A 26,794-nucleotide genomic window follows, 5' to 3' on the forward strand; every position below is an offset into this window, starting at 1 on the left:
CGACGCCGGCCTGCCCCAGGGCACCGGCGCGCCCGCCTGCCCCGGCTGGTACGGCAGGCTCCGGGCCGCCAACACCGACGCGTTCGTACGCGGTCGGTAGCGGCTGATCTTCTGGTGCGTCGATGAACGTTAGATACGTCGCGCCTGTACGACGGCCCGCAGCTTCCGACCGACCCGGGCGAGCTTCTCGGCGCTGGTGCGGATGGTCCCGATGTCGGCGTGCTCTAGATTTCGTTTGACCTCGGCGACCGTCTCCTCGGCTTCCCTTTTGAGGTCGTCGGGGGCGATGTCGCCGTTCTCGCTCAGGAGCATCTCGGTGGAGTAGGCCAGGGTGTCGGCCTGGTTACGGACCTCGGCCTCCTCCCTGCGCCGGCGGCTTTGCTCGGCGTACCACCGAGCCTCGCGCGCCATCTGCTCGATGTCGTTCTCGGGCAAGGCCGACCCTACGGTGACGACCGCCGACCGTTTCTCGCCGGTGCCCAGATCTTCCGCCAAGACGCCAACGATGCCGTTGGGGTCGATGTCTAGGGTCACCTGAATCTGCGGGACGCCGCCCGGCACCGGGGGCAGTCCGGTGAGCTGCAAGGTGGCCAGCCTCTTGTTGTGCATGGCGAGCTCCCGCTCGCCCTGGTAGACGTGGACTTCCACCGACGGCTGGTCGTCCTCGGCGGTGGTGAACACCTCCGACTGCTTGGTCGGGATGCTGGTGTTACGTTCGATCATCTTGCGAAAAATCCCGCCTTCTGACACGGCGGCGAGCGTCCCGTCGCGGTTGGTCTCGATGCCCAGGCTCAGCGGGGCGACCTGCAGCGGCAGGAAATCCATGACCTCGCCCCGGAGGATTCCCGCCTGCAGGACGGCACCGGCCGCCACGGCCTCGTGGGGGTCGACGCCACTGCTGGGGTTCTTGCCGCCGGTCAGCTCCCTGATCAGGCCGGACACCGCGGGCATCCGTGTGGCTCCGCCGACGAGGACCACATGGTCGATCTCGTCCACGCCGATCCCGGCGTCGTCGATCACCTGGTGCAACAGAACTTTGCAGCGGTCCAGCAGGTCGGCGGTCATCTTCTGGAACTCGGCACGGGTGAGCGTCTCGTCCAGGTGCAGCAGGCCCTCGGCGGAACTGCTGATGTAGGGCAGGTTGATCCGCGCCTCACCGGCGGAGGACAGCTCGATCTTGGCCTTCTCGCCGGCCTCGCGCAGCCGCTCCAGCGCCGCCTTGTCCCTGGACAGGTCGATGCCGTGGGCGGTCTTGAACTTGCCCACCGCCCAGTCGACGACCGCGTTGTCCCAGTCGTCCCCGCCCAGGTGGCCGTTACCGCTGGTGGCCTTCACCTCGACCACGCCGCAGCCGAGCTCCACCACCGCGGCACTGCAACTACCGCCACCGAGATCGAACACTAGGATCACGGCATCGGTCTCATTCCGGGCGTGGTAGGCCAGCGCCGCCGAGGTCGGCTCGTCGATGACGCGCAGCACGTTCAGGCCGGCGATCCGGCCGGCCTCCGTGACGGCCTGGCGCTGGTGTTCGGAGAAGCCGGCCGGCAAGGTGATCACCGCGTCCGTCACCTTCTCGCCCAGACGGTACTCGGCGTCGAGCTTGAGCTTCTGCAGCACCAGCGCACTGATCTGCTGGGGAACGAAGACCTTGCCATCGACGGCGGTCTTCCGGTCAGTGCCCATCTCACGCTTGACCGAACGGATGGTGCGGCCGGCATCGGTCACGGCCCGGCGCTTTGCGGGCTCCCCCACGAGGACCTCGCCGTTCTCGCCGAAGACGACGACGGACGGCGTGGTCCGCGCCCCCTCCGCATTCGCGATCACAATGGGCTCGGCGCCTTCCAGAATCGCGACCACCGAGTTGGTCGTCCCCAGGTCGATGCCGATCGCACGTCCCCCGCTCGGACGGGCGGACCAGCCGCGGCCGCCCGCCGCAGTTCGCTCGGCGTCCCCGCACAAGCGCCGCAGATCACGCAGACGCGCGGCCACCGATGTCGCGTCCTCCGGCCGTCGGTCGGGTTCCTTGGCCAGGAGAACCCCCAGGTACTCCTCGACCTGAATCGGAATATCCGGCCGCAACGCGCGGGCGGCGGGCGGCGCCGCGGTCAGGTGCTGGGCGATCACCGCACGGGCGTCATCGCCGACGAAGACGTGACGCCCGGTCAGCAAGTGGAAGAGGGTCGCTCCAAGTGCGTACAGGTCGGTGCGGTGGTCGATGTCCTGGCCCGACAACTGCTCGGGCGCCATGTACGCCAGCGTGCCGATCGTGGCACCGGCGGTCAGGCCGTCCGTGGCGCCGTGCAGCCGGGCGATCCCGAAATCGCAGATCTTCACCGTCCCGTTGTCGCCGAGCATGAGGTTGGCCGGCTTGACGTCCCGGTGCACGACCCCCACCGCATGCGCGGCCGCCAGCCCGTCGGCCGTCTGGACGCCATAGCTCAGCGCGTCCTCGACCGGCAGCCCGCGGGGGAACTCCTGCAGCAGACTCTTCAGGTCACGGCCGTGCAGATATTCCAGAACCAGGTAGGGCTGGCCGTTGTATTCGCCGACGTCGTGGACCGCGGCGATGTTGCGGTGCGATAACCGCGCCGCGGCCCTGCCCTCCCGCTCAAACCGCGCCAACGCCTGTTCACGGGCCTGGCCGTGCAACAAGTGCGGCAGCAGCACTTTGACCGCCACCACCCGTTCCAGCCGAACGTCCTCCCCGCGCCAGACCTGGCCCATGCCGCCCTCACCGAGCAGTTCCAACACCCGGTACCGGCCCGCCACCATCGCACCCGCAACCAGCAACCAGCACCTCCGGCATGACCAAGACCCATTCCCAATCTACGAGAAGTGACCAGGCGCCGCCCCTGAGCTCACTAACTCGGGATGCCGAGAACGAACTGTGCGGATGGGACAGACCTCACCCGCGACGCCGAGCTTGCTGAAGAAATGCGCACCTTCGACCTGCCGTGAGGCGCCGTTACGGAAACAGATGGGTCCTGGTGACCGTCCGGGCACCAGGCATCCCGGGTAGTCCGACGTCACCGAGCCGAATGACGCAGATCACCTGGAAGGACACCGTGGCCATCCGGCCGACGACTGAAGCCGGACAGACCAAGTCGGACGGGCGGCGTGCAGTGCAGACCGGTCTCGCAAGGCGTGCATCGCGCTGATGTTCGCCTCGGCCCGCGCCTGACTTGCGGTGCGGGCGATGGACGCTTGCTGCGCAGCATAGGCGGCGGCTTGCGCGACGACAGCACTGCCGTGCATCACCCGCATCACCATGAGCAGCCCAGTGAGAAGCGTTATGAACACCGGTGCGAGGATCGCGGTCTCCACCACCGCGTTGCCCGCATCCCGCGCCTGGCCCGCACCAAACTGCGTACGGGCCAGGTTGTCGCTACGACGGGCGGGCGGGCGGCTAGCCCACCGGGACGCGGTAGACGTCGCCGATGGGGATTGCGGGCATGTGCCAATGGTTGTGATCCCACCGACATGAACTCCCATCTTGATCACGATCCGCCATGTTCGCTCGTTGTCCCCACGGCGGCACCGGTACTGGGCGCCATGAACTGACAGCGCGCCCCTATGGCCGCCCGGCCGCCCGGTAAGCGGCGGCCACGGCGGCGGGCATCGTGGCGTCGTCTGGGGCCAGGTGGGCTGTGATGTCCTTTGGTGACCAAAAGCTGTGGAGGCGGGTTGTTGCGGCGGGGGGCGCGACGCAGATGCGTGTCGAAGGCCGGTCGGCCAAGGAAGGGGACGACCGATCTCTGGCCATGAGGTGTCCGACAGTGGACACCACGCCCGCGGGGCATCGACTCCCTGAAAAATCGATCCCGACACGACTCGGGGCGACATGCTGCAGCATGTGACGACGGCATGAGGGATGGTCATTCTTGGATAGCGAAGACCGGCTGAACAATGGGGTGCTGTCTTCTCGTCCGGGGACCGTTTTGGGCGGGGCGAGGTCGTTCACCGGGCTGCCCGCGGGGGCGACGGCACCGGTGTGTGAGTACGCCGTCGTGGGTGTGCTGGCGCTCGCCGGGCGTCTGGTGGCCCGGCACCTGGCCGCGTTGAGCCTGCCCGTCCTGATGCTCGTGGTCCCAGCCGCGATCGTGGGCGAGGTGGTGGTCGTCGCCGTCGTCGGAGACGACGCCCTGATCGTCAATGGTGCTCTCACACCGTTGACGACGACACCGCGCCTGGTGTGGACGGCGGCGGCCGTGGTGCTGCTGGGAGTGATCGTCCAACTGGTCGCGGTGGCGGCGGTGAGCGTCGTCGCCGCGGGTGTGCTGCTTGAACGTGCTGTCGAGGCCGCGTCCGCCCTGAGGGCGGCTGCAAGACGTCTTCCTGCCCTGGTCGTGCTGTTCGTGATCGGGTCGGTGATCTCGCTGGTGACGGTGGCCGCGGGTGTCGCGGTGATCTACGCGGGCGGGGAGTTGTGGGCGGCGGTGGCGGCCATGGCCGCGCCGGGGCTGGCGAGTTGCTGGCTGGCGTGGGCGGTACCACTCGCAGTACTGGAGGGGCTGGGCCCGGTGGCCGCGATACGGCGCGCGTTCACCGCAACGCGGCATCGCCGCTACCGGGCGTGCCTCGTGGTGATGGTCGGCTGCGTCCTGGCACCAGGCGCCCTGGTGGTGGGCGCGCGGTGGGTGTTGTCGCCTTGGGAGGGCGTGGCCGCCACGACGATCGAGGCCGTCCTGATGGGCACGGTCGGAGTGCTGGCGACGGTGGTGCAGGGCACGGTCCTGGCGGTGGCGTCGCTGAACCATTGGTATCCGCCAGTGCAGCACGCCAACGAGCGCTACCGCCCTGTGGACCTGGATGCGCTGGCGACCCGGCTGCCATCCAGGACACCGCCGCAGGTCTCGCCGACCCGGGCGGTGGTGACGGCCGGAGCGCTGGCCGCGGCGGTGGCGGTGCCCGGCCTGGCCTACGGCGGCTACCTGTCGGTCAATCCCATGCGTTTGACCCGCGTGGCCGACCATAGGGTCACCAGTTCGGTGACCGGGTATCCGATCACCCTCCATCTCGGCAACCGAGACCGCCCGCTGCTCGTGGCGGAGTCCACTCACGCAGGTTTCGTCGCGCAGGCGTGCGAAGACCGGTCCTGCGCGAACGGCACACCGTTCGAACCGATCGGCAAGGCGGTCGAGAGCACCCAGGTGGGGTCGGCGACCTTGCCGGACGGTTCGGTCGCCGTGGCGGCCTGGGCGATCGATCGCAAAGCCCGCACCGAACCGCTTTCACGGCCCCGGGTGCTGCGGCTGGTGCGTTGCACCGTGGACGGTTGCCAGGACGTGGACGACGCCCCGATCGTGGCCCGGGCCGGGTCAGAGGCCTTCACCCACGCGGCAGCCGCCGCCCGGTCGGGCAACGGCCTGGTGATCGCCGCGACCGGTGCCGCCTTCGACGGTCGCGGCGATTTCACCCCGCAGTTGCTGCGGCTGATCCACTGTGCGGACGTCCGGTGCGCCCGGCCACGGCAGCTGTGGTCGACGCGGCTGGCCTACGACCATGCGATGGTCGACAGCCGGTCGCTGGCGGTGGCCGTCGGCCGGTCGGGTCGGCCGATCATCGCGCACCAGGACCGTTGGACGGGCGCGGTCACACTGGTCAGCTGCCCGGACGCCGACTGCCGCGCCCCTTCGCGCAGGAAGGTCGTGGCGCCTCAACAGGATCACCCGCTCCTGGATCGTCCGCACAGGAACGGCGTCGACCTGGCCGTCACCGCCGACGATCGCCCAGTGCTGACCTACCGGGACGCCCGCAGCGGCGCCGCCCGGCTGCTGCGCTGCCAGGACACCGACTGCGCACGGAACCAAGCGGTGACGCTCACCGGCCCCGACGTCCTGCGCCCCTGGCCGGCGCTGGCTCTCAGCCCCGCCGGCCTGCCCGTCGTGGCCACCTACGATCTGGACCGCGGCCGGGTGCTGCTCATCACCTGCCACGACGCGGCGTGCGCCCGTCGCACCATGGTGCCGATCGCCCCGCTGCGGCACGATCCGGGACGGCTCGAGGTCACCGTCGACGGCGACGGACGCCCGTGGGTGCTGTGGAGCGACATGAGTCCGTACTCGAACGCCTTGCATCTCACCCGCTGCCTGCGGCCGGGATGCCGGCCATAGCCAGAATGTGAAAGCGAAGTAGTGAGCCGGCCCCGGCCAGGTCGAACGCCACCGCCAACGCCGGCTCCCATCCCAGAAAACTCGCAGGGAGTCCGAGACTGCCGCCGCGCTCCCCCGAAGAAGGCCGCCCATATCCAACCCGGCTGCGCCGAGGCCGCCTCACCGAAGCAAGCCGTTCGCCACCGCCAGGAATGCCGACTGGTTCTGCACAATTGCTGTACGAACTGGGACAGTCAGTCACCGCTGCACTCGCCGAGGCCACCGAGACCTCACCGACAGCCAGGGGTTTCCCTTGGTCGTCGACATCGCCAGCACCTCCCGGGCAGCTCTCACCCGCGCCCTGAGCGTCCTGCCGCGTCCCGCAACCACATTGCCGAGGAAAAAGGACAGCTGATCAACTACGGTGCCGTGTCATGACGGATGTGAGCCACAGCAATCCACACGAACTGGACGGGGAACTCGGCGACGACTGGGAGGACGAGGACAGGGAGTGGATCGTCCCCTTCGACCGCTTGGACGACGATGCGCTGCGCGCGCTGGTGCGCCGACTGATCGAGGTGGACTGGGGCGCCTGGCGGCGTGACGACCTGGACCGCGTCTGTGCGCAGCTCGGGTGGGCGTGGTATTCCGATCAGCCGGACTACGAGCCCCCGTCCTGGTCGGAGTTTCCGTACGTCCACCGGTTTGTCGATGCGGGCCAGCCGCTTGGGCTGGTCACCGTGTACGCCGCCAAGGTGGACCCCGACCAGTTCCATGAGCTGGAGGTCACCGTGGCCAGCGACGGTGAACTCTTCGAGGAGGTTCAGGCCTGGCGTGAGATCTGCCCGCTTGTCGAGGAGATTTTGGGGCCGGTGACGATGTGGGGTGGGCCGGGTCCTTGGGCGCTGTGGCGACGCGCCACCACGACCCTGGTGGTTCACCTGGCCGGAGACCAGACCCGTCTGGAGGTGTGGCGCGGTGACCGGGCCGACCACACCACCGCACAGGACCCGTGGCGCGCCGCCGCCTCCGCAGATCTGCCACCCGCCGAGCCCACCGGGCCGGTGACGTGGGACACCTTCCAGGAGGAGTTGGCCCGCGCGCTGGAGAAACTCACCGAGGATGCCCCGTGCTTCCCCGCGCGGTTCATCCTGCATCTGCAGTCCGGCCGGGATCCGCGCCGGTTGGTCCAGGCATGGAACGAGGGGGCCGACCTGCGGATCGAGGCCACCGGCCTGTTCAACGACCCCACCCTGGCGGATACGGATCGGCTGGCCGCACTGGGCTGGCACTCGAACAGCGGGATGTGGCAGCGGCGCTTCCCCGGCGCCATGGACAGTGCCGAAGAAGATGCAGCCACCGCGGCGCACATGCTCGTCAGCGCCCTGCAGATGCTGCAGGTGGGTCCGGCCGAGCTGACCTACGACGGGACGCTGACACACCGCGAGGGACAACTCCACCTGGACCTGCCCCGTTTGGGCATCGCACGTGGCGACGCCCAAACGTAGATCGGCCTTACCACACGCCAGGAACCGGTGATGTCCGCCGAGTGGAGCGGGAGGAGCCTCACACAGGGCACCGGAACAACGGACTGGGCCAGCGTCAGCCGGGGCGGCCATCTGACGCGACTTTTTCCGAGGCCGGCCGAGCCCCCGATTCGGTGTATCGCGGGCGTATCGAAAATCGCATACGGCACCGCAACAGACTTCCGCCTTCAGTAGAGGCATGAACCACAGCGCATCACTGTCAGCGCCAGCAAGTCATACGCGCAGGATCGTGCTCGTCCGCCCGGCGATCCTCGGTGTACACCAGCGTCGCAGATCGGCCGGTCGGCATTCCCGCCGAAGTGCGGGCGGGCGGTATCGGCTCGGCGATCGCCACTGGCGCGATCGCAGGCCTACCCCGGCTCTGGCCGTCCCGGGCCCTGCCCACGCCCCGGCCCTATGGCGGTGAGTCGTGGCCGATTCACTCTTGGCGATCAAGGCGCGCGTCCTCGCGACCGCGACTCGGCTCGTCGCGGTGCTGCTGGTGCCGGTCGCCTTCTGCCGCGCACCGGGCCGCGCCCGCTTCCTGGCCTGCCAGTGGGCGTTGGGCCTGCGCTTCCCCGCCGAGGATCTCCGCGGGCTGGCACCGGAAACGCTGGCGGCGTTCACGCACGCGCGGGCCGAGGCGTTCTGGCGCGACGGGCAGCTGATCGGCCTCACCTCGGGATATCGCGACGCGGCGGAACAGCACCGGATCTTCACCGCGGAGGTGCGGCGCACCGGCTCGGTGTCCGCGGCGCGGCGCCGGGTGCTGCCGCCGGAGGAGTCCAGCCACGTGCGGGGGCTCGCGCTCGACGTCCGGCCGACCGAGGGCGCGCGGTGGCTCGAACGGCACGGTGGGCGGTACGGGCTCTACCGGGTCTACGACAACGAGTGGTGGCACTTCGAGTACCGCACGGTCGCCCCGGTCCGGCTGCCGCATCCGGGTGCCGTGGCTTGGCTGTCTGAGCACGGTGCCGCGTACGGGCGCTATGGCGATGAGTCTTGGCGTTACGAACCGCGTCCCGATGCTGTCGACGACAGTCGTCCGCCGATGTGTGCGACTGAGGACCCGAGGAGGCGGCCGTGAATCGTGTCCCGGTCGCGCTTCACCGCCGGGCAGGTACCTTTCGACCGCCGACCTTGCAGACGCTTCCTGTGGCGGTGACCGCGAACGTGGCGCGGATTCGTGCGCGGACCCGAAGCACGATCATGGCCGTGGTCAAAGCCGACGGTTACGGCCACGGCGCCGTCACGGTCGCCAAAGCCGCTGTTGCCGCCGGTGCGGGGTGGCTCGGGACGACGAGTGTCGCGGAGGCTTGTGCGTTGCGCGCCGCGGGGTTGGCGGTGCCGATCCTCACCTGGCTGCACCCCTCCGGGATCGACGCTGAGGCGGCGGCAGCCACCAGGGTCGATGTCGCGGTCGGTTCGGTCGACGAGCTCGGCGCACTCCTTGCGCAGGCCGCGTCGACGGTGCGGGTTCATCTACATGTGGACACCGGAATGTCCCGTGGCGGCTGCCCCCACGGGCAGTGGGACGAACTGATCGGTCTCGCCCGGCGTGGTCAACACGCTCGGAGGGTCCGCGTCGTGGGCGTCATGGGGCATCTTCCGCTGGCCGACCGGGCCGACCCCGCGGCGAACGCACCGGCGGTTGCTCGTATGCACGAGGCGCTGAAGGCGGTCCGGGCGGCGGGTCTCGGTTCGCCGATTGCCCATCTCGCGGCCACGTCGGGAACGATGACCGACCCGGCGACTCATTTCGGCATGGTCCGTGTCGGGGCGGGACTGGTCGGTATCGATCCCTCCGGGACCGTGGAGATGCACGGCGCGTCCCGTCTGACCGCGCCGATCGTGCACACCACGGCGGCGCCGGCCGGCACGCCGGTCGGTTACGCCGGCACGTATGTCACCGATCGTGCCACCCATCTGAGCGTCCTCCCCGTCGGGTACGCCGATGGGATCCCGCGAGAGCTGTCGCCCCAGGCCGGCGTTGAGATCCGCGGGCGCCGTTTCCCGGTCGTCGGACGGGTCTCGATGGACCAGATCGTGATCGATACCGGTGCCGCGTCCTTCCCGGTCGGCACGTCCGCGACCGTGTTCGGCCCGGACGGGGGCGCGACCCCCACCATCCAGGACTGGGCTCGTTGGGCCCGGACCATTCCGCACACCATCGTCACCGGCATCGGGCCGCGTGTGAGAAGGAGCATCGCATGACACGGCGAATCGTGGTGATCGGCGGCGGCCAGAACGCCGAGCACGACGTCTCCCTGGCCACTGCCACAGCGGTCGCACAGGCGCTGCGTTCCAGCGGATTCGACGTTGACGAGCTGACCATCGACCGCGACGGGACGTGGCGCCAAGGAGCGGATGCGCTCGGCTCGCAGGCCCTCAGTTCCCTGGCGGCGGCACTGAGCGTCATCGAACGCGCCGACGTCGTGTTCCCCGCCGTCCACGGCCCGTCCGGCGAGGATGGGACCCTCGCGGCGTTGTGCGCCCTCACCCACACGCCGATGGTCGGCTCGGGCCTGCGCGCCGGAGCTGTTGGCATGGACAAGTGGACGACCAAGCTCGTGGCGGAGGCCGTCGGAATCCACACCGCCCCCGGCCGACTGGTGGCGGCGGCAGAGAGCGCCGACATCGAGTTCAAGACCGATGTGGTGGTGAAGCCTGCCTCGGCCGGGTCGAGTTACGGTGTCGCCCTGGCACGTGACGCCTCCCAGCTACGCGAAGCGCTGCGCTGTGCGGCACGATTCGACGACCGGATCCTGATCGAGGACGTCGTCGAGGGCCGGGAGATCGACGTGGCCGTCCTGCGTGAAGCCGATGGCCGTCGATGGGCGTCGCCGCCGCTGGAGATCCAGACCAGCGGCCTGTTCGACACCCGGTCGAAGTACGACGGTTCAGCCCGGTTCAGTGTGCCCGCCGACATCGACGGCGCAGACCGGGCGGCCCTGACCGGGGCGGCGCTGCGGATGTTCGACGCCCTCGGCTGCGCCGGTGTCGCCCGCATCGACTTCTTCCTCACCGACCACGGTCCCGTCCTCAACGAAGTCAACACGATGCCGGGAATGACGGCCGCCTCCCAGGTACCGAGAATGTTCGCCGCCGCCGGACTGCCCTACGAGCAGCTGGTCGCACGCCTGGTCGACGGCGCCACCGTGCCCGCACCCACAAGCCCGGGGTGAACGTGTGAAGCCATGGCCCGACCGGCCCGACAAGGCTGGGCAGACGCCGCGAAGGCAGAGGAGATCGCGGTCACCGGGCCGGTGGGGCGTGCCCGGTTTGCATATGCCGACGATATGCCGTGCTGCTTAGCCTTCAGGCATGCGCGTTCTGATCGTGGAGGATGAGCCCTACATGGCCGAAGCCATCCGCGATGGCCTACGCCTGGAGGCGATCGCGGCCGACATCGCAGGCGACGGCGACACCGCTCTGGAACTGCTCGGCATCAACACCTACGACATCGCCGTCCTCGACCGCGACGTCCCCGGCCCCTCCGGCGACGAGATCGCCAAACACATCGTCGCCTCCGGCAGCGGCATGCCGATCCTCATGCTCACCGCCGCCGACCGGATCGACGACAAGGCCTCAGGATTCGAACTCGGCGCCGACGACTACCTCACCAAACCATTCCACCTTCGCGAACTCGTCCTACGCCTGAGAGCGCTGGACCGCCGACGCGCACACGCCCGCCCCCCAGTCCGCGAAATCGCAGACCTGAAAGTGGACCCCTTCCGCCGAGAGGTCTTCCGCGACGGACGCTACATCGCCCTCACCCGCAAACAGTTCGCCGTCCTCGAAGTCCTCGCCGCCGCCGAAGGCGGCGTCGTCAGCGCCGAAGAACTCCTCGAACGAGCCTGGGACGCCAACACCGACCCCTTCACCAACGCCGTCCGCATCACCGTCTCCGCACTACGCAAACGACTCGGCGAACCATGCCTCATCACCACAGTGCCCGGCGTCGGCTACCGCATCAACACCAGCACGGACACCACCCACCCTGGCAGCACTCATGAATAGACCCCCAGGACTCAGCGCCCGACTGAAACTCACCCTCAGCTACGCCGGATTCCTCCTGCTCACCGGCGCTCTCCTACTGGCCGTGGTGTGGGTGTTCCTGCTGCGCTACGTACCCGACAGTGCACTCGTAACCGGGCCGTGGGGCGGCAGGCACGGGGCGCTGCCTCCGCGGTTCATACCCGGCCGCTCCGACCTCCTGCGCGCCTTCGCCCCCCGCGCGGCCCAAGCACTGGCCTTCCTGCTGGTGTTCGGTCTCCTGGGAGGATGGATCCTCGCCGGCCGGATGCTCGCCCCCCTCACCCGGATCGCAGACGCGGCACGGATGGCCGCCAACGGATCACTGTCCCATCGAATCCGGCTACCAGGCCGCAAAGACGAATTCCGCGAACTCGCCGACGTGTTCGACGCCATGCTCGAACAACTCGAATCCCACGTCACCAGGCAGCAGAGATTCGCCGCCAACGCCTCCCACGAACTACGCACCCCACTGGCCATCTCGCAAAGCATCCTCGACGCCGCCCGCAACGACCCCACCCGAGACCAAGACCAACTCATCGAACGCCTCCACACCGTCAACACGCGAGCGATCAAGCTCACCGAAGCCCTCCTGCTACTCAGCCGCGCCGACCGCAAAAACTTCACCCGCGAACCCGTCGACCTGTCCCTCATCGCCGAACAAGCCACCGAAACACTGCTCCCCCTCGCCGAAAAACGCCAGATCACCCTCAATGTCACCGGCGACAAAACACAAACCCTCGGCTCCAGCGAACTCATCCTGCGAATGGTGACCAACCTCGTCCAGAACGCCATCGTCCACAACCTCCCCACCGGCGGCACCGTCACCATCCACACCGAATCGCAGCACGACGCGAGCGTGCTGCGGGTCGACAACACCGGCCAACCCGTCTCACCCGACCTGGTACCAACCCTTACCGAACCCTTCCAACGCGGAACCCAACGCACCCGCACCAACGAACACGCCGGTGTCGGCCTCGGACTGGCCATCGTCCACAGCATCGTCCAAGCACACAACGGAACCCTCACCCTCACACCCCGCCCCACCGGCGGCCTCCACGTCACCATCCGACTCCCGAGGGAACACGCGGAGGTATCTCAACAGGCATCCTCCCCGAGCCGGGCCTGCTAGATCCCTTGATGCGGTCGGTTTAAATCAAACCGGCGTCCCTTTTCTCCCGTGAGAGAACCATCTCTATGGTTCCGGTCTCCACGTTACGAGGGAAAGCACAGTCAGGCCCTGCCCCTATCCGGCGTCCATAGTTCCTTCGATACGGCCGAACACTGCGGGGCGCAGGGTCGGTCTACCGTTCAGGATTGCGTGGAGGCCCACCAGTGCGACGGTACTGTCGCCATCGCCGTAGAGGCGGGCTCGTATCACATACTCGGCACCTGCCGAGAACGGCGCCTTGAACACGGCCGCGATTCGCTCGACGCTGTGCCGACCTACCGGCAGCCCGGCAACACCCAGCAGGGTGGTTGCGTGATCTACCATCACCGAGAGGTAGTCACCGGTGAAAACGGATTGGTTCGTATCGGTGTGGTGGCGGCCGAAGAATCCACGATGTTCGGAGGCGGGAAAGTCGATCTGACGGTGTTCGGCCGACACCGCACCGAGTGATTTCACGGTCGGATGCGGCGCGTCCAGACGGTGCACCCGGAGGTGACCTGTCTCCTTAGGTGTCTCTGTCACCAGGCGCTCGCGCCGAGGAACGAATGGCCGGATCAGCGTAAGCAGAAGGCGACCGCGTCCGCGAGGCGCCGGCTGCGGATCGGTGATCTCGCGGTAACGAAGTGGATCGCCGCGGCCGCCGGGTGAGCTGAAGGTGTATTGGATGCCGAAACCAAGGCGCGCCGCTGGATGCCCGAGCCCATGTCCGGACAGCTCGCACTGCCTGGTCTCCACTCGCGTGTGGAGTGGCGCCGCCACCGCGAGCGGACGAGCAAGCCGCTCGAACTCGGCGAATGTGACGGCGGAGCTCAGGCCCCGTCGGCGTAGGGCCGCCACGTCGACGTGGCGAGCCAACTCCTCGTACATGGACGGGACGGACAGGCCGACCATCGTACGGATCTGCAGGCCGAATCCCGCATCCAGATCTGGGATGTGCAGGCTCGTACTCCGGTCCGAGACGATCGAGTCGACCAGATCCCAGCGCGACTCGCGGTCAGATACCGGCATTGATCTCTCCGCTTTGCGGACGACGCTCGGCTTCCTCGAAGGCCGAAGCGAGGAACGTGACGATCCGCGCGGCGTACGCCTCGGGATCGACCACATGGTTGGTCAGGTGGCGCCCGCGCGGCACGCGCCAGGTCTCGGTGTCGCCTGCGTAGTAGGCGGAGAGGAAGCGGTGGCTCTCTTCGACGTCGAAGAGCGTGTCGCGCGTACCGATGACGAGCAGCGCCTTCGTCCTGGCCAGCCGGCGCACGGACCTGCGCGCGTGGCGATAGAGGGCTTCGGCCCTGGTCCAGGCCACCACCGAGCAGATGACCAGCCGGTCGGCGACGGCGCGGGCGCGCGGGAAGCGCGCGTCCCGGCGCTCCCGGGCGAGCAGTGCACCGAGCATGTCCGCCCAGTGGACCAGCGGCGTGGAATCAAGCATGATCGCGGGGTAGGTACGGTCCGCGTGTCCGGCATGCGCGATGACCATGTTGCCGCCGAAGGAGCACCCCAACAGCGCGACCCGGCCGGAAGTACGCGGATCAGCCGCGAACCGCCGGCAGACGTGCCGCGCCACGGCCTCCAGATCGCGCAATGGTGCCCGCAGGCTTCGCCGGGCGCGGCGCGGCGGCGCGGCGCTGTCCCCGCAGCCCCGAAAGTCGAATGTCGCGACCGCCAATCCGCGCTCCCACAGCAGCCTGGCCTGCCGAAGGGTGCGTGACTTGCCCGCGCTACGAGCGTGGCAGATGATGACGACCCCCCACGGCTCTTTCGGGGTGAACAGCCAGCCGCGGCAGCGGACGCCGTCGGTCGTCACGACTTCGAAGGATTCGGGTTCGAGGCCGTAGTCGGCCGGATCCTCGAAGTCGGCGCCCGGCTCGGGGTAGGCGAAGCGGCGGAACTGCCGAATCGGGTAGCGCAGCGGCGCCAGCAAGCCGGTCGCCTCACTTGGTGGCATCGCTTATCGGGATCAGGTCGACGCGGGTGTCTTTCAGCAGAGGCTGCCAGGTCTGCGGATCTATCTTGTCGGAACTCGTCAGGAAATTCGGATGGGTCCCGGCGCGGTCCGGATGGAATGTGAGGTAGGCGTGGCCTGCCGGAACGTCGTCGCTGACCTCGACCGGACATGTGATCTCACCGCGGTCGTTGCGCAGCGTCACCCGTGAGCCCGTTGCGACGGACAGCCGCCGGGCGTCGCGCGGATTGATGTACACGCTGTTGCGCTCCGGCCAATTCTCGACGCCGGTCGCGGTCGAGGAGTTGAACATGGCGGTGTTGTTCCGGCGTTGCCCCTTGCCGCTGCTCCCGCTGCTCATCGCGCCACGACCTGTGATCAGCACGAAGCCGCCATCGCCACGTTCCGTGAATGGGATGAGGCGTTCAGGCGGCGGTATATGAAAGGTCGCCCGGCGGCGGTCCGCGCGAAAAACACCCGAGAACAGTGGCCGGTTGTCACCGCTTTCCGCGACGTATCGACGGCGCCCCTGCCACTGGACGCCTTCTCCGGATCGGATCCGGTCGAAGTCGATGGGGACGCCGTCGCCGTCGACGAATTCGTTGTAGAAGCCGCGGGAGGCCGCCAGGATCTCCTGCCACACGGCCTCGCTCAGCGGCTCCCCCTGCCCGTCCACCGGATAGCTGAACGCTGCGTCGAGCGTCCGGGCTGACAGGTCCACGTTCCCTTTGGCGACCCACTCCTCAACCTCGGCCTCCCCCGGGCTTGTCGCGGAGGTGCCCCGTTCCGGGCTGAGCGTGGGGTCGGCCTCGCCAAGGTGGAGGGCGATCCGGCGGGCGATCTCGCAGATGATGCGTACGTCGCTCCAGGCGTCGAACGGAGGCTCTTCGACCGGCTCCATGAACTGCAGCCGCCGTTCACCGTTCAAGAAGATGCCCGCCGTCTCGTGCTTGGTCCGGCAGGGCAACACGATGTCGGCGTACTCGAGGATCTCCGGGTTGTAGTACGAGTCGACGTAAACGATGTTGAGATCCATCATCTTCTCCCGCCAGCGCGCCAGGTCGGGGAAATTCCGGGCGGGATTGGTGCCGAAGATGAACAGGGTGCGCAGGCGCTCGGAGGTCGCGAACGAGGCCACCGGCAAGCCGGGCGTCGGGTTGATCCGCCAGGCCGGCACCCCCCAGATCCGTGCCATTTCCGCCCGGTGCCCCGCTTCGGTGATGCGCATGCGAAAGGGCAGCAAGCGGCCGGAGTAGCCCATGGCCAGCTCGCTCGACGCGTTCGACTGCCCTGCCAACCGGACGTGGCCGCGTCCCGGGGCACCGATGTCGCCGGTCAGCAAATGGAGGTTGAGTATCGAGGCAACGCCGGTGCTGCCCACCGTCTGATTGATCCCCACGGAGCTGGTCGTCACCACCCGCTCGCGTTTCCACAGCTCGCACGCCCGCAACAGCCGGTCACGCATGTCATCAGCCAACATCCCCGCCGGGGTGATACGCGGCACGACGTCGTCGATGGAGTATGGCCCCTCGCGCAGCAGCCGGAGAAATTCGGCGGCGCTGGCCGGCTCCACTTGCGCCGCCACAAAGTCGTGATCCCAGGCGTCCTCATCCAGCAGATAGCGAGCGATGGCGCAGTTGAGCAGCACGTCGCTGCCGCTGCGGACGGGCAGGTGGATATTGTGCGGGCTCTCGGCCAGTAGCACGTCGACGGTGTCGGTGCGGCGCGGGTCGATGACCACCTTGACCGCGCTCTTGTTCTGACGGACGTACCGCTGGAACACCGTCGGGTGATTGATCGCCGGGTTATGTCCGTAGAAGAAGATGGCCTCGGCGTGGCGGTAGTCGTCGTAGCAGGAGAACGGCCCCTCGTTGCCGAACACCAGCTCATGGCCGCCCGCGTTGTTGGCCAGGCACTGCTCGGCGTTGGAGCAGATGTTGTTCGTGCCGAGGTGGCCCTGGAAGAACTTCTTGGCCACCCACAGTGACTCCATCGTCATCTGGCCGACGCCGTAGCAGCCGATGGAGTCGCGGCCGAACTCCTGCCGGTCGGCCAGGATCGAGTCGGCCGCCATATCGATGGCGTAGTCCCACGAGACGCGTTCCCATCCGTACGGAGATCGCAGCATGGGGCTGGTGAGCCGGGCCACGTCCCGGGGACGAGAGCTCAGATGTTTCTGAAAGTAGTGGGCGCCCTTGACGCAGACCCCGAGGCTTCCGGTCGCTTTGACGCGCCGACCGGGCGTGATCGTGACCTGGTCGACCACACCGCAGAAGGTGCAGAGGGTCTGCTTGGTCGGTTCATCCATGCCGTGCTCCGTCCCCGGCCTCGTCGAGGACCTCCTCATTGAGATCGTGCGTCAGCGTTGCGGTGCCGAGGGTCCAGCCACCGTCGATGACGAACTGCTGACCGGTGACATATCGGCTGTCCGGCGAGATCAGGTAGGCCACCAGCGCCGCCACCTCGGCCGGGGCACCGAGTCGCTTCAGCGGGATGTGTCGTTCGAGCACCTTCTTGCGGGCCGGTGAGAATTCCGCCGTCGCGCCGCAGTCGATGAAACCGGGTAGCACGGTGTTACAGGTGATCCGGAACGGCGCGAGCTCAGCGGCGAGGCTGCGGCCGAAGCCAGCGAGGGCCGCCTTGGTCGCGGAGTACACCGCCAACCCGGGCACGCCGACCATGGACGCGGCAGAACCGATGGTCACAATGCTTCCGCCCCCGGCCTTCATCATCCGGAAGGCGGCGGCCCGGCAGACGTTCACGACACCGGTGAGGTTGAGGTCGATCAGCCGGTCGACATCCGGTGACTCGACGCGGAGCAGTGGGGCCTCCTCGACCGCGCCGAAGCAGTTCACGACCGCGGTCACCGGCCCGACCTGGCGCGCCACCGCGGCGAGCAGCTGTCGGCAGGACGCCAGATCAGTGACGTCGACCTGGAATCCGGGCACCGAGAGTTCTGTCGCCACGGCAGCGCTGCGGTGCCAGCCGACGGCCACCTTCTGACCCCGCCGCCGCAGATCGCGTACCACTTCGGCCCCGATGCCACCGGAGCCGATGACCACCGCGGTCACACCATGCTCCGTCCTGAGGTCGCCAGCGCGGCCTCGCGCTCCACCTGCTTTTTGACGAGGTTCTTGTAGATGGCCTTGAAGTGCCGGGTCTTCCGTAGCGAGAACTCGCGGTTGTAGAAGCTGCGGTAGACACTCAGCGTGCCTTCCTCGAGTTCTTCCGGAGTCATGTTCTTGGGTTGGTAGACCGCATCGAAGACGGTGTAGTACGACCAGGGTCTGTCCGGCAGGATTCGCCCCTCCCGCTCCATGTCCTGCCGCAGCGGGGTACCGGGGAAGGGCGTGACGCAGGAAACCTGGATACCGGCGAGATAGTTGTCCTTGACGAATTCTGAGGTCGCGGCGAAGGAGTCCTTCGTGTCGGTGTCGAGGCCCAGCGTGAAGGCGCCGTACACACCGATGCCGTGATCTTGGATGACCTTAACGGCTTCGATGTACTTCGCCATCGATCGCAGCTTCCAGTTTCGCTCGTCGATGCCGTCCAGAGTTTCTGTCGAGACGCTCTCGAAGCCGATGAGCATCATCATGCAGCCGCTTTCGTGCATCAGCTCCAAGATGTCGGGATCCTTGTAGAAGGATACGTCCGACTGCCCACTCCATTTGATGCCGAGAGGGATCAGGCGGCGCAGCAGTTCACGGGTGCGGGCACGGTCGACCACAAAATTGTCGTCAGAGAACAGGATGTAGGGGTTGTCCCACCGCTCCCGCACGAAGCGAACCTCGTCGATCACCTGATCAACAGATTTGTGCCCCAGTTTGTCGCGATACCGGATGGTCGCCGCGCAGAACCGGCAGGTATGCGGGCACCCCCGGGAAGTCTCCACCCAGATGCTCGGGTAGTAACGCTGTTGCGCAAGCTCGTACCGGGGGCGCGGCATCGCGGTGAGGTCGGCCCGCCCGCGCTGGCGGTAGACGGGCTTCAGTTCATTGCGTTCGAAGTCGCGCAGCACCTGCGGCCACAATGCCTCCGCCTCTCCAACACAAACCGCGTCGACGTGCTGGGCGACCTCACCTGGTATGAGGTTGGCGTGCAGGCCGCCGGCGACGACCGGCACCCCGCGAGCGCGGAACTCGGCGGCGATCTCATACATTCGGTCGGCCTGCGCCGTCATTCCCGTCAGCGCGACCAGGTCGGCGTCCGCGTCGAAGTCGACCGGCTCGATGTTCTCGTCGATGTACCGTATGTCGTAGTGCTGCGGGGTCAGCGATCCGACGATCATCAGGCCGGTGGCGAACCCAGTCCACGTGTAGTCGAAGAACTGAAATTCACGGGAATCGCGCTTGAACTGCTGATGGCCGGGATTGCGTCCGAAGAACGTCGCCCGCGGCGAGATCAAAAGCAACTTACGGTTCCGCGTCATTGGTCACCTCTCCGCCGGAACGCGATCGGCGACGAGTCGCTGACATTCCGCGACGAAGTCCCCCACCGTGTCGATGCTGAACAGCAGCTCCTCATCGATCTCGATGTCGAGTGCGAGCTCGGCCCTGGCGACGATTTCCATGAGGACAATGGAGTCCACGTTCACCAAGCCGGTCACCGGACCATCCAGGCGGAGCTCAGATGCTGGGATCTTGGCCACTTCGGACACCACCCGCTGGATGGTTTCGAGTACCATGTCTTCGTTTCTCATTCATTCGCCCTTTGCCGAGCGTGGGTGTTTTCGGCGGATGCCGGACTATCGGCGCATGGTGAAGGATTTGCCTATGCCGCCGCGCATACCACCGACGCCGCGCGGCATCGGCAGATAGTCCGGCTCGGGAATGTCGATTTCGAGACCCGCTATCACGCGCGCGGCATTGAATCCCGGCACATCCGCGTTGTGCAGTGCCAACTCGGCATAGCGGCGTGCGTCGCCATATGCCACAAACGATATCTCAGTGATCGTGTCGCCGGCTTGAGTTGTGTATTTCTGACCGATGGTCGGCCTGGGACGCGTCATGGAGACCTCCGTCATCGTGATCCAGAATCGATGCTCGGTATAGGGTCATCACGATCGAGTTACGGCGACAACGGAAAGTCGCCCTTCATTGAGCAGCAACGCCGTGTGCCGCCGCCGGATCTTTCCCGAACTGGTTTTGGGTAGTGCGCCCTTACGCACCACGGTAATATCCCGAATGGGGACTGCGAACTGCCGCCGTACCACCTGGGCCACATCGGCGGCCAACTCGGGCTTTGGCGGATATGTCTGCGCCTCGAAGACCAGGCGCACGGCCTCGGTGTCCCCGTGCGGGCCGGCGAGCGCGACGACGTTGCTCGGCCGCACGCCGTCGACCTGCTCGGCAGCGCGTTCGATGTCGTGCGGCTGGTAGTTCCGCCCGTTGACGATGATCAGGTCTTTGCTGCGACCGGTGACGTAGAGCTCTCCCTCGTGCAGAAAACCCGTGTCACCGGTCCAGAGCCAACCGTTCCGCCAGGTCTGCGCCGTGGACTCCTCGTCGGCGAAGTAGCCCGACGCGAGATGATCGCTGTTCACGATGATCTCGCCCTCGGTGCCGTCCGGGACGTCGCGGCCGTCCGAGTCGACGATGCGTACCTGGGTGCCGGGCATTGGTCGGCCGCTGGAGACAAGCCGTTTCGCGCCTGGCGCGTCCGTTGGCACCGGCACCGCCATCCGATCGGCCACCAGCCGGTCGCCATCGACCGTGAGATCCGTCATGCCACGCCCAGCCGGGGAGACGCACACGGCTAAGGTCGCCTCGGCCAGGCCATAACAGGGGAGGAGAGCCTTCGGCCGGAACCCTACAGGGGCATAGGCGGCGGCGAACCGGCGGAGAGTGTCGGCGTCGATCGGCTCGGCGCCACATCCCGCCACCCGCCACGCCGACAGATCGAGCCCGGCCGGCGCCCCGTCGGTGGCGCACCGTGCAAGCAGGCCGTAGGCGAAGTTCGGTGCGAATGAGATGGTGCCACCGATCTCTGTCATCATTCGCAGGAATCCGATCGGGTCGCGCGCAAAGCGCAACGGCGACATGTACCAGGTACTGGTTTGCGTGACCACTGCCACCAGCAGCTTCCCGATGAGTCCCATGTCGTGATACAGCGGCAGCCAGCTGAGCGCGCGGTCGGCGGCCCCGTCGACGCGCAACGTCCGCGCCAGTCGCCCGGTGTGCCGCACCAGCGATCGGTTACTCACCACGACCCCCTTGGGGTCGCCGGTGCTTCCGCTGGTGAACTGGATTAGCGCTGGGTCCGCTGGACGGGGTATGCCGATGCCGCCCGGCGACGCGGCGGTGAGAGCCTCGTAGGTCTCGACCGGGCACGGTAGCTCCATCCGACGCAATGCCTCGTGCACCGCCGCGCTGACCACGCAGCAGGCCGCCATGGACACACGGCAGATCCGCCGGATCCCCTCGAGATAGGCGTCCCGCTGGCTCAGCACAAACGGCGGATAGATCGGAACCGCGATGATTCCCGCCCGCATTGCAGCCAGGAGTGACAGTACGAATTCCTGTTCATCGGTCAGGATGAGCACAACGCGATCGCCCTGGCGCAGGCCAAGGCCGCCCCACCGAGCCGCCAGGTCATCCGTTAGTGCGGACAGTTCCTTGAAAGTGATCTGTGTTTTGCCGCCGCCGATGAAGGTGACTGCCCGGTCATCTCTGTCGAGCAAGGTCAGGACTTCGCCGACCGTTTCTCCGTTGATTGGCGACCTCCAACCCCACGTTTTACGGCGTTGCACAGCCACTTGATCGGGAACCATGACGCCCCGACGCTACATCCGCGGCATCAACTGCCACCTCTCGGATGAGGATCAAGTTAGCAGCTGACCAGCGACGCGGTAACTATTGCGATGGTCGAGCTTGGGTAGTGCAGGGTAAACTCCAGTAAACCTTTTCCGTGCGCCCACCAGAACAAGAGGTAGGCATTCAGGCCGCGCGCACGCTGGCGCTGTCTGCCTGTGTGTGATCGGGCTGCGGTGTGATCGGATCCCCGAACGGTCGGGCTATGCCCCCGAATCGAATGGAGGGACCTCCAGGACCGCCGGAAATACGGCATTTCTTCCAGTGCCTTGCATTGATCACCAGCACAGCGGCTCTACCCTTGTTCGGCGGCCAGGTGCAGCTTTGTGGTCAACCCACCGCGAGACCATCGGAGCCCGTTATCTGCGGGTTCGTGGCACATACCGCCCGGCGCTTCCTTATGGTCGCTCCCCTATTCAGCGGCCCTGGAATACCTCCGCCCTGGCGACGGTGGCGGGCTGTAGTACTAGGGCTCCAGGGTCGTGGCTGGGTGCTCGCGGTTGAGGCCGAGCCGGATCTCCCGTCCCCGCCAGCGTTCTCGAAGCCAGCGGTCGTGGCTGGCCAGCACGATCGCGCCGGGGCCGGTGCCCAGCGCCGCCTCCAACTCGTCGCACAGGCGCGGCGACAGGTGGTTGGTGGGTTCGTCGAGCAGCAGCAACTGCGGCGGGCGCGCCACGAGGAGCGCCAGCGCGAGCCGCCGGCGCTGTCCGACCGAGAGTCGGCCGACCGGCTTGTCCAGGTCCGCCTCGTGCAGCAGACCGAGCGAGCCCAGCGGCACCGCCTCGGCCCGCTCGGCGCCCAGCGTCAGCTCATAGGTGTCCCGGACGGACCGGTCCGGCCGGTCGAAAACGGTGTCCTGGGCGAGCAGTCCCACGGTCAGTCCGCGCCGCCGCCGCACCTCGCCCTCGGGTACGAGCCGTCCGGCGAGAACGGCCAGCAGAGTCGACTTCCCGGTCCCGTTCCCACCGGTGACCAGCAGACGATCGGTCGCCGACACCTTTACGCTCACCGGTGCGAGCCGGCCCGGCACCCGTACGTCATCCAGGGACACCAGCGGCTCGTCGCCCTCCGCCGCCGGTGCGGCGAGCGGTGTGCTCGCGAACCGCAGCGGCTTCGGGGGCTCGCCGACCTGCGAGCGCTCCAGATCCTCCAGACGGCGGGTGGCGTCGCGCACTCGCCGGGAGATCTGGCTCTGCACCCGGCCGGCGCGGTGGCCGTAGCCCATCTTCTCGTTGTCGCGCGGTCCCCGGTCCGGTGCGACGCGGTGCGCGGTGACACCGGCGGAGACCCGCAGCGCGACCATTTCCTCCTGTTCTTCGGCCCAGCGTCGCTCCCAGCGGTCCCGCTCGGCGCGTTTTTCGGCCAGGTAGGCGCTGTAGTTGCCGCCGTAGCGGACGGGGCCGTCCATCGCGGGGTCGAGGTCGATCAGGTCCGTGCACACGGCGTCCAGGAAGGCCCGGTCGTGGCTGGCCACCACGACGACCCCGGGCAGGGTGCGGACCTGGTCCTCGACGAAGGCGGCGGCACCGTCGTCGAGGTGGTTGGTCGGCTCGTCCAGCAGCAGCGCGGAGGGCCGCCGGACCAGCAGCGCGGCCAGCGCGAGCCGACCGCGCTGCCCGCCGGACAACGAACCCGAGCGTCCGGTCGTGTCCGAGGGCCTCAAGGCCGAGGCCGTCGAGCACGAGCGCGGCACGTCGGTCGGCGTCCCAGGCCTCTCGTTCCTCGGCCCGTTCCAGCCGGCTGCCGTAGGTCTCGAGCAGGCCCGCGTACTCGGGCGCGTCCTGCGCGGTCCGCGCGAGCTGCTCGGTGAGCCATTCCAGCTCGGCGAGGTCCTCCCTGGCTTCGCGCAGGGCGTCGTCGAGCACGTCGGCGATCGTCGCGTCGGCGTCATACGGCATCTCCTGGTGAAGAAAGCCCAGGTCGGGCGGGCGCGTGACGCTGCCGGCGTCGGGCTCGTCCGTCCCGGCCAGCAGGCGCAGCAGGGTCGACTTCCCGACGCCGTTCTCCCCGATCAGCCCGATGCGGTGCCCGGGCGAGGCGGTCAGGGAGAGACCGTCGAACAGCCGTCGGTTGCCGAGGGTGTGGACGAGGTCGTGGGCGAGCAGAGCGGGCTGAGGCATGGGTCCGTCCAACGTGATCGGTGCTCGGTCCGTGGGGCGGCATGCCTCGGACACGGGCCAGGTCGACACGCCGGCGGCTCACACCTCAGGCGCCCCCGTCTCCTTCAGCTCGCCGTCGGCCAGCCGCAGCCACCGGTTCACGCCGATCTCGCGCAGGAACGGCTCGTCGTGGCTGACCACCACGAAGGCCCCCTGGTAGGAGTTGAGGGCGCTCTTCAGCTGGCCTGCGCTGACCAGGTCGAGGTTGTTCGTCGGCTCGTCCAGGAGCAGCAGGTGCGGAGCCGGTTCCGCGCACAGGACACAGGCCAGGGTGGCGCGCAGCCGTTCGCCTCCGGAGAGCACCCCGACGGGCAGATGGGCGCGAGGCCCCCGGAAGAGGAAGCGGGCGAGCAGGTTCATCCGCTCGGCCTCCGGCCGCTCCGGGGCGTAGTCGGCGAAGTTCTCGGCGACCGTCCGGTCGACGTCCAGCAGGTCGAGGCGCTGCGAGAGGTAGGCGATGCGGCCGTCGGCCCGCTTGATCTCGCCGCTCTGTGGTGTCAGGTCGCCGTTGAGCAGACGCAGCAGTGTGCTCTTGCCGGCACCGTTGGGACCGGTCAGCGCGATGCGTTCCGGGCCTCGGACGGTCAGGTCGACGCCCTCACCGGCGAACACCTCCCTGTCGCCGAGGCGGACGTTGAGGTGCCGACCGAGGAACAGGTTGCGTCCGGCGGGCACGTTGGTGTCCGGCAGGTCCAGCGTGATGCGTTGCTCCTCGCGCAGCGCACGCCCGGCCTCGTCCAGCCGGGCCTTCGCCTCGCTGACCCGGTTGGCGTGCATCTGGCCCGCCCGGCCCGCGGACTCCTGCGCGCCCCGCTTCATGTTGCCGGCGAAGATACGGGGCAGTCCGGCACTCTTCAGGTTGCGGGCGGCGTTGCTCTGCCGGCGTTCGGCGCGCTCGCGGGCCTGCTGCATCTCCCGCTTCTCCCGCTTCAGCTCCTGCTCGGCGTGGCGGACGTTCTTCTCGGCGACTTCCTGCTCGGCCCGCACCGCCTCCTCGTACTCGGTGAAGTTGCCGCCGTAGAAGCGCAGTTCGCCGCGCTCGAGTTCGGCGATGCGTTCCATGCGGTCGAGCAGGGCGCGGTCGTGGCTGACCAGGAGCAGGCAGCCTTTGAAGTCCTCCAGCACGTCGTAAAGCTTGCGCCGGGCGTCGAGGTCGAGGTTGTTGGTGGGCTCGTCGAGCAGCAGCACGTCGGGCCGCTTCAGCAACTGGGCGGCAAGGCCGAGAGAGATGACCTGGCCGCCACTGAGGGTGCTCAGGCTGCGATCCAGGGTGAGGTCGGCCAGGCCGAGGCGGTCGAGCTGGGCGCGGGTGCGTTCCTCGATGTCCCAGTCATCGCCGATGGTGGTGAAGTGCTCCTCGTCGACGTCCCCGGACTCCACGGCGTCGATGGCCTGGATGATCTCAGCGATGCCCAGCACCTCGGCGACCGTGAGGTCGCCGGCCAGGGGAAGGTTCTGCGGGAGGTAGCCGAGGGCGCCGGCCACGGAGACCGACCCGGTGCCGGGCCGCAGTTCACCGGCGATGAGCTTGAGCAGCGTGCTCTTGCCGGTGCCGTTCGGCGCGACGAGGCCGGTGCGGCCGGAGCCGACGGTGAAGGACAGGTCCTGGAAGACGGGAGTGTCGTCGGGCCAGGTGAAGGACAGGTTCGAGCAGACGATGAAGGCGTCGGACATGGAGGTGACCTCGTGGGAAGGGGGCACGGAAGACACACGTGCCCCGGCAGCAGACAAAGAGAAAGAGGGGACGACAGCAAGGCCACGTCGGCGGCGCTCCCACGCACCGGGCCGGTGGCCTGTCGGGTCCGGGTATCACCCGGAGATGTCGTCGTCCACCACCATGTCTGGGCTCCCCTACGAACGATCAACGTCCCCACCAGAGTAACAGCAGGCGCGCGGGACCGCGGGCACAACGAGGTCACCCGGTCAGGACCTCGCCAGACCACCCGCGCAGATTGCCGGTCGGAATGATCAGGTCGCGCTGGACCTGCTCGGATGTGTTCGATCTTGTCGACCACCCCACCGCGCGGCCTGGTCCCGGAGATGCTCGACGAGCCGCTGCCCGGCCGCCACCACCCGACCGAATCAGGGAAGCTGCTGTTCACGTTCTTCGCGACGACGGAGACCGAGCAGGAGAAGCAGTCGACGTCCAGGTTCGCAAGACCGCCAGGAATGATGCTCCGCCACCGCCTCGGCCGCGGCGGACCCAGATCCGCCGCCTCGGCCGGTGAGCCGCGAACGCAACCAGCGCCAAGAACGCATCGTCACCGTGCTCACCGGGCCCTCGGACCTCGACCAGACCACCCCTGCGGAAGGGCTGGCGGCGGTCGGCGTCAACGTCCGGCAGCTGTTCCCGAGGTCGCCGCCGAGCTCATGCGGCGGACCATCGAGGCCGGGGCGCCCGTGCCCAGTACTGCGGCGATGCGCTGCAGCGTGGGCGCCGTTCCACTGCCAAGTACTGCAGTGACCAACACCGTGAGCTGTACAACCGCATCCGCGAGGAGCGGGAGGCGGCCGTCGCGCGGGCGTCCGGGCGGGCGCGCCTGGAGCAGGCAAAGGTGGTGCTCGGACCGCTGGCCGACCAGCTCACCACCGTGATCGAGGAGCTGTGCGTCGACCTCGTCGAGATCGTCGTCCAGGCCCGGGCCGAGGTCGAGGCCACCGAGCAGCGCGCCCACGACGACGAACGCGCCCAGCGCAAGGCTGTTCTTCGACGGTGGTGCACGAGCCGGACCTGGTAGACCCTTCCGGCACGGTGAGGACCGGCTGACTGATCCCGTGTCACCTGCACAACCACCTGTCGCACTGGACTCGAGTTCGTGAGCGAATTCCTCCCAGCGTCGGTGGCCGGCCGGGGTCAGTTCGGACACAAGCCACTGCAGCCATCGGCGCCCCGTCGCCTGGTCCGCCCGTCGTGCCGGACGGAGCACCAGCCCGGTCGCGTCCAGACGATCCTCGCTCGCCGGGCTCGGCGCTGCGTGTCGCCGAGTTGCTGGCGCAGACCCTCACCAGCCAGCCCGCTCCTGATTCACGCCCACGACAGACCGGGACGCGGCGGCCGAA

General features: G+C 68.0%; 19 protein-coding genes and 3 pseudogenes. 8 read left to right on the forward strand and 14 right to left on the reverse strand.

Annotated features, from left to right (window positions below):
- Positions 1–138: 138 nt before the first annotated feature.
- The 3 genes and pseudogenes from dnaK to ABD811_RS43815 all read right to left on the reverse strand — a co-directional run.
- Positions 139–1,887, reverse strand: a pseudogene (dnaK, locus tag ABD811_RS00905) (molecular chaperone DnaK); the annotation flags it as partial.
- 126 nt (positions 1,888–2,013) lie between these two features.
- A pseudogene (locus tag ABD811_RS00910) lies at positions 2,014–2,772 on the reverse strand (serine/threonine-protein kinase); the annotation flags it as partial.
- A 276-nt stretch (positions 2,773–3,048) separates the two neighbouring features.
- Positions 3,049–3,879 carry a TadE family protein gene (locus tag ABD811_RS43815; protein WP_425549344.1) on the reverse strand — a complete coding sequence of 277 codons (831 nt, stop codon included), beginning with the start codon at positions 3,877–3,879 and terminating at the stop codon, positions 3,049–3,051.
- A gap of 110 nt (positions 3,880–3,989) precedes the next feature.
- Here ABD811_RS43815 and ABD811_RS00915 point away from each other — a divergent pair, with 110 nt between their 5' ends.
- The 7 genes from ABD811_RS00915 (at position 3,990) to ABD811_RS00945 (ending at position 12,785) form a co-directional block, all read left to right on the forward strand.
- Positions 3,990–6,113 (forward strand): hypothetical protein, encoded by a 2,124-nt coding sequence (locus tag ABD811_RS00915; RefSeq protein WP_344939368.1) that lies wholly within the window; start codon positions 3,990–3,992, stop codon positions 6,111–6,113.
- A gap of 413 nt (positions 6,114–6,526) precedes the next feature.
- The gene (locus tag ABD811_RS00920; RefSeq protein WP_344939370.1) at positions 6,527–7,600 is read left to right on the forward strand and encodes a TY-Chap domain-containing protein; all 1,074 of its coding nucleotides are present in this window, start codon (positions 6,527–6,529) and stop codon (positions 7,598–7,600) included.
- A gap of 511 nt (positions 7,601–8,111) precedes the next feature.
- Positions 8,112–8,705, forward strand: coding sequence for a M15 family metallopeptidase (locus ABD811_RS00925; RefSeq protein ID WP_344939372.1), 594 nt, complete (start codon positions 8,112–8,114; stop codon positions 8,703–8,705).
- 74 nt (positions 8,706–8,779) lie between these two features.
- Entirely contained in the window at positions 8,780–9,832 is a 1,053-nt protein-coding gene (gene alr / locus ABD811_RS00930) for an alanine racemase (protein ID WP_344939374.1), read from the forward strand.
- Positions 9,829–10,803, forward strand: coding sequence for a D-alanine--D-alanine ligase family protein (locus tag ABD811_RS00935; RefSeq protein WP_344939376.1), 975 nt, complete (start codon positions 9,829–9,831; stop codon positions 10,801–10,803). Before alr ends, ABD811_RS00935 begins: the two co-directional genes overlap by 4 nt.
- A gap of 139 nt (positions 10,804–10,942) precedes the next feature.
- Positions 10,943–11,638, forward strand: coding sequence for a response regulator transcription factor (locus tag ABD811_RS00940; RefSeq protein WP_344939378.1), 696 nt, complete (start codon positions 10,943–10,945; stop codon positions 11,636–11,638).
- Positions 11,639–11,720: 82 nt separating this feature from the next.
- On the forward strand, positions 11,721–12,785 hold the full coding sequence (locus ABD811_RS00945) for a sensor histidine kinase (RefSeq protein ID WP_344939380.1): 1,065 nt from the start codon (positions 11,721–11,723) through the stop codon (positions 12,783–12,785).
- A gap of 114 nt (positions 12,786–12,899) precedes the next feature.
- Here the strand turns inward: ABD811_RS00945 and ABD811_RS00950 are convergent, their stop codons facing one another.
- The 11 genes and pseudogenes from ABD811_RS00950 to abc-f all read right to left on the reverse strand — a co-directional run bounded on the left by ABD811_RS00950 (position 12,900) and on the right by abc-f (position 25,408).
- Positions 12,900–13,832 (reverse strand): hypothetical protein, encoded by a 933-nt coding sequence (locus tag ABD811_RS00950; protein ID WP_344939383.1) that lies wholly within the window; start codon positions 13,830–13,832, stop codon positions 12,900–12,902.
- Positions 13,819–14,745 (reverse strand): alpha/beta hydrolase family protein, encoded by a 927-nt coding sequence (locus ABD811_RS00955; protein WP_344939385.1) that lies wholly within the window; start codon positions 14,743–14,745, stop codon positions 13,819–13,821. The genes ABD811_RS00950 and ABD811_RS00955 overlap by 14 nt, the downstream gene beginning before the upstream one ends.
- Positions 14,746–14,755: 10 nt before the next feature.
- Positions 14,756–17,074, reverse strand: a complete 2,319-nt coding sequence (locus tag ABD811_RS00960; protein WP_344939387.1) for a molybdopterin oxidoreductase family protein — start codon at positions 17,072–17,074, stop codon at positions 14,756–14,758.
- Positions 17,067–17,837: an SDR family NAD(P)-dependent oxidoreductase gene (locus ABD811_RS00965; RefSeq protein WP_344939389.1), complete on the reverse strand. Its 771-nt coding sequence runs from the start codon at positions 17,835–17,837 to the stop codon at positions 17,067–17,069. The genes ABD811_RS00960 and ABD811_RS00965 overlap by 8 nt, the downstream gene beginning before the upstream one ends.
- On the reverse strand, positions 17,834–19,195 hold the full coding sequence (locus tag ABD811_RS00970; RefSeq protein ID WP_344939391.1) for a B12-binding domain-containing radical SAM protein: 1,362 nt from the start codon (positions 19,193–19,195) through the stop codon (positions 17,834–17,836). The genes ABD811_RS00965 and ABD811_RS00970 overlap by 4 nt, the downstream gene beginning before the upstream one ends.
- 3 nt (positions 19,196–19,198) lie before the next feature.
- A complete protein-coding gene (locus ABD811_RS00975) occupies positions 19,199–19,465 on the reverse strand; it encodes an acyl carrier protein (RefSeq protein WP_344939393.1) in 267 nt (88 codons plus the stop codon).
- Positions 19,466–19,510: 45 nt separating this feature from the next.
- Complete coding sequence (locus ABD811_RS00980; RefSeq protein ID WP_344939395.1) at positions 19,511–19,774, reverse strand: LysM peptidoglycan-binding domain-containing protein; 264 nt, start codon at positions 19,772–19,774, stop codon at positions 19,511–19,513.
- Between the two features lie 48 nt (positions 19,775–19,822).
- Positions 19,823–21,535, reverse strand: a complete 1,713-nt coding sequence (locus ABD811_RS00985; RefSeq protein WP_344939397.1) for a fatty acyl-AMP ligase — start codon at positions 21,533–21,535, stop codon at positions 19,823–19,825.
- A 506-nt stretch (positions 21,536–22,041) separates the two neighbouring features.
- Positions 22,042–23,202, reverse strand: a complete 1,161-nt coding sequence (locus ABD811_RS00990) for an ATP-binding cassette domain-containing protein (protein ID WP_344939398.1) — start codon at positions 23,200–23,202, stop codon at positions 22,042–22,044.
- A gap of 298 nt (positions 23,203–23,500) precedes the next feature.
- Positions 23,501–23,695 (reverse strand): annotated as a pseudogene (locus ABD811_RS00995) (ATP-binding cassette domain-containing protein); the annotation flags it as partial.
- A 78-nt stretch (positions 23,696–23,773) separates the two neighbouring features.
- A complete protein-coding gene (gene abc-f / locus ABD811_RS01000) occupies positions 23,774–25,408 on the reverse strand; it encodes a ribosomal protection-like ABC-F family protein (RefSeq protein ID WP_344939400.1) in 1,635 nt (544 codons plus the stop codon).
- 881 nt (positions 25,409–26,289) lie between these two features.
- Between abc-f and ABD811_RS01005 the strand changes: the two genes are divergently transcribed.
- A complete protein-coding gene (locus tag ABD811_RS01005; RefSeq protein WP_344939402.1) occupies positions 26,290–26,472 on the forward strand; it encodes a hypothetical protein in 183 nt (60 codons plus the stop codon).
- Positions 26,473–26,794 lie beyond the last annotated feature (322 nt).

It is taken from the genome of Actinomadura miaoliensis (assembly GCF_039536785.1).
In the GTDB taxonomy this organism is placed as follows: domain Bacteria; phylum Actinomycetota; class Actinomycetes; order Streptosporangiales; family Streptosporangiaceae; genus Spirillospora; species Spirillospora miaoliensis.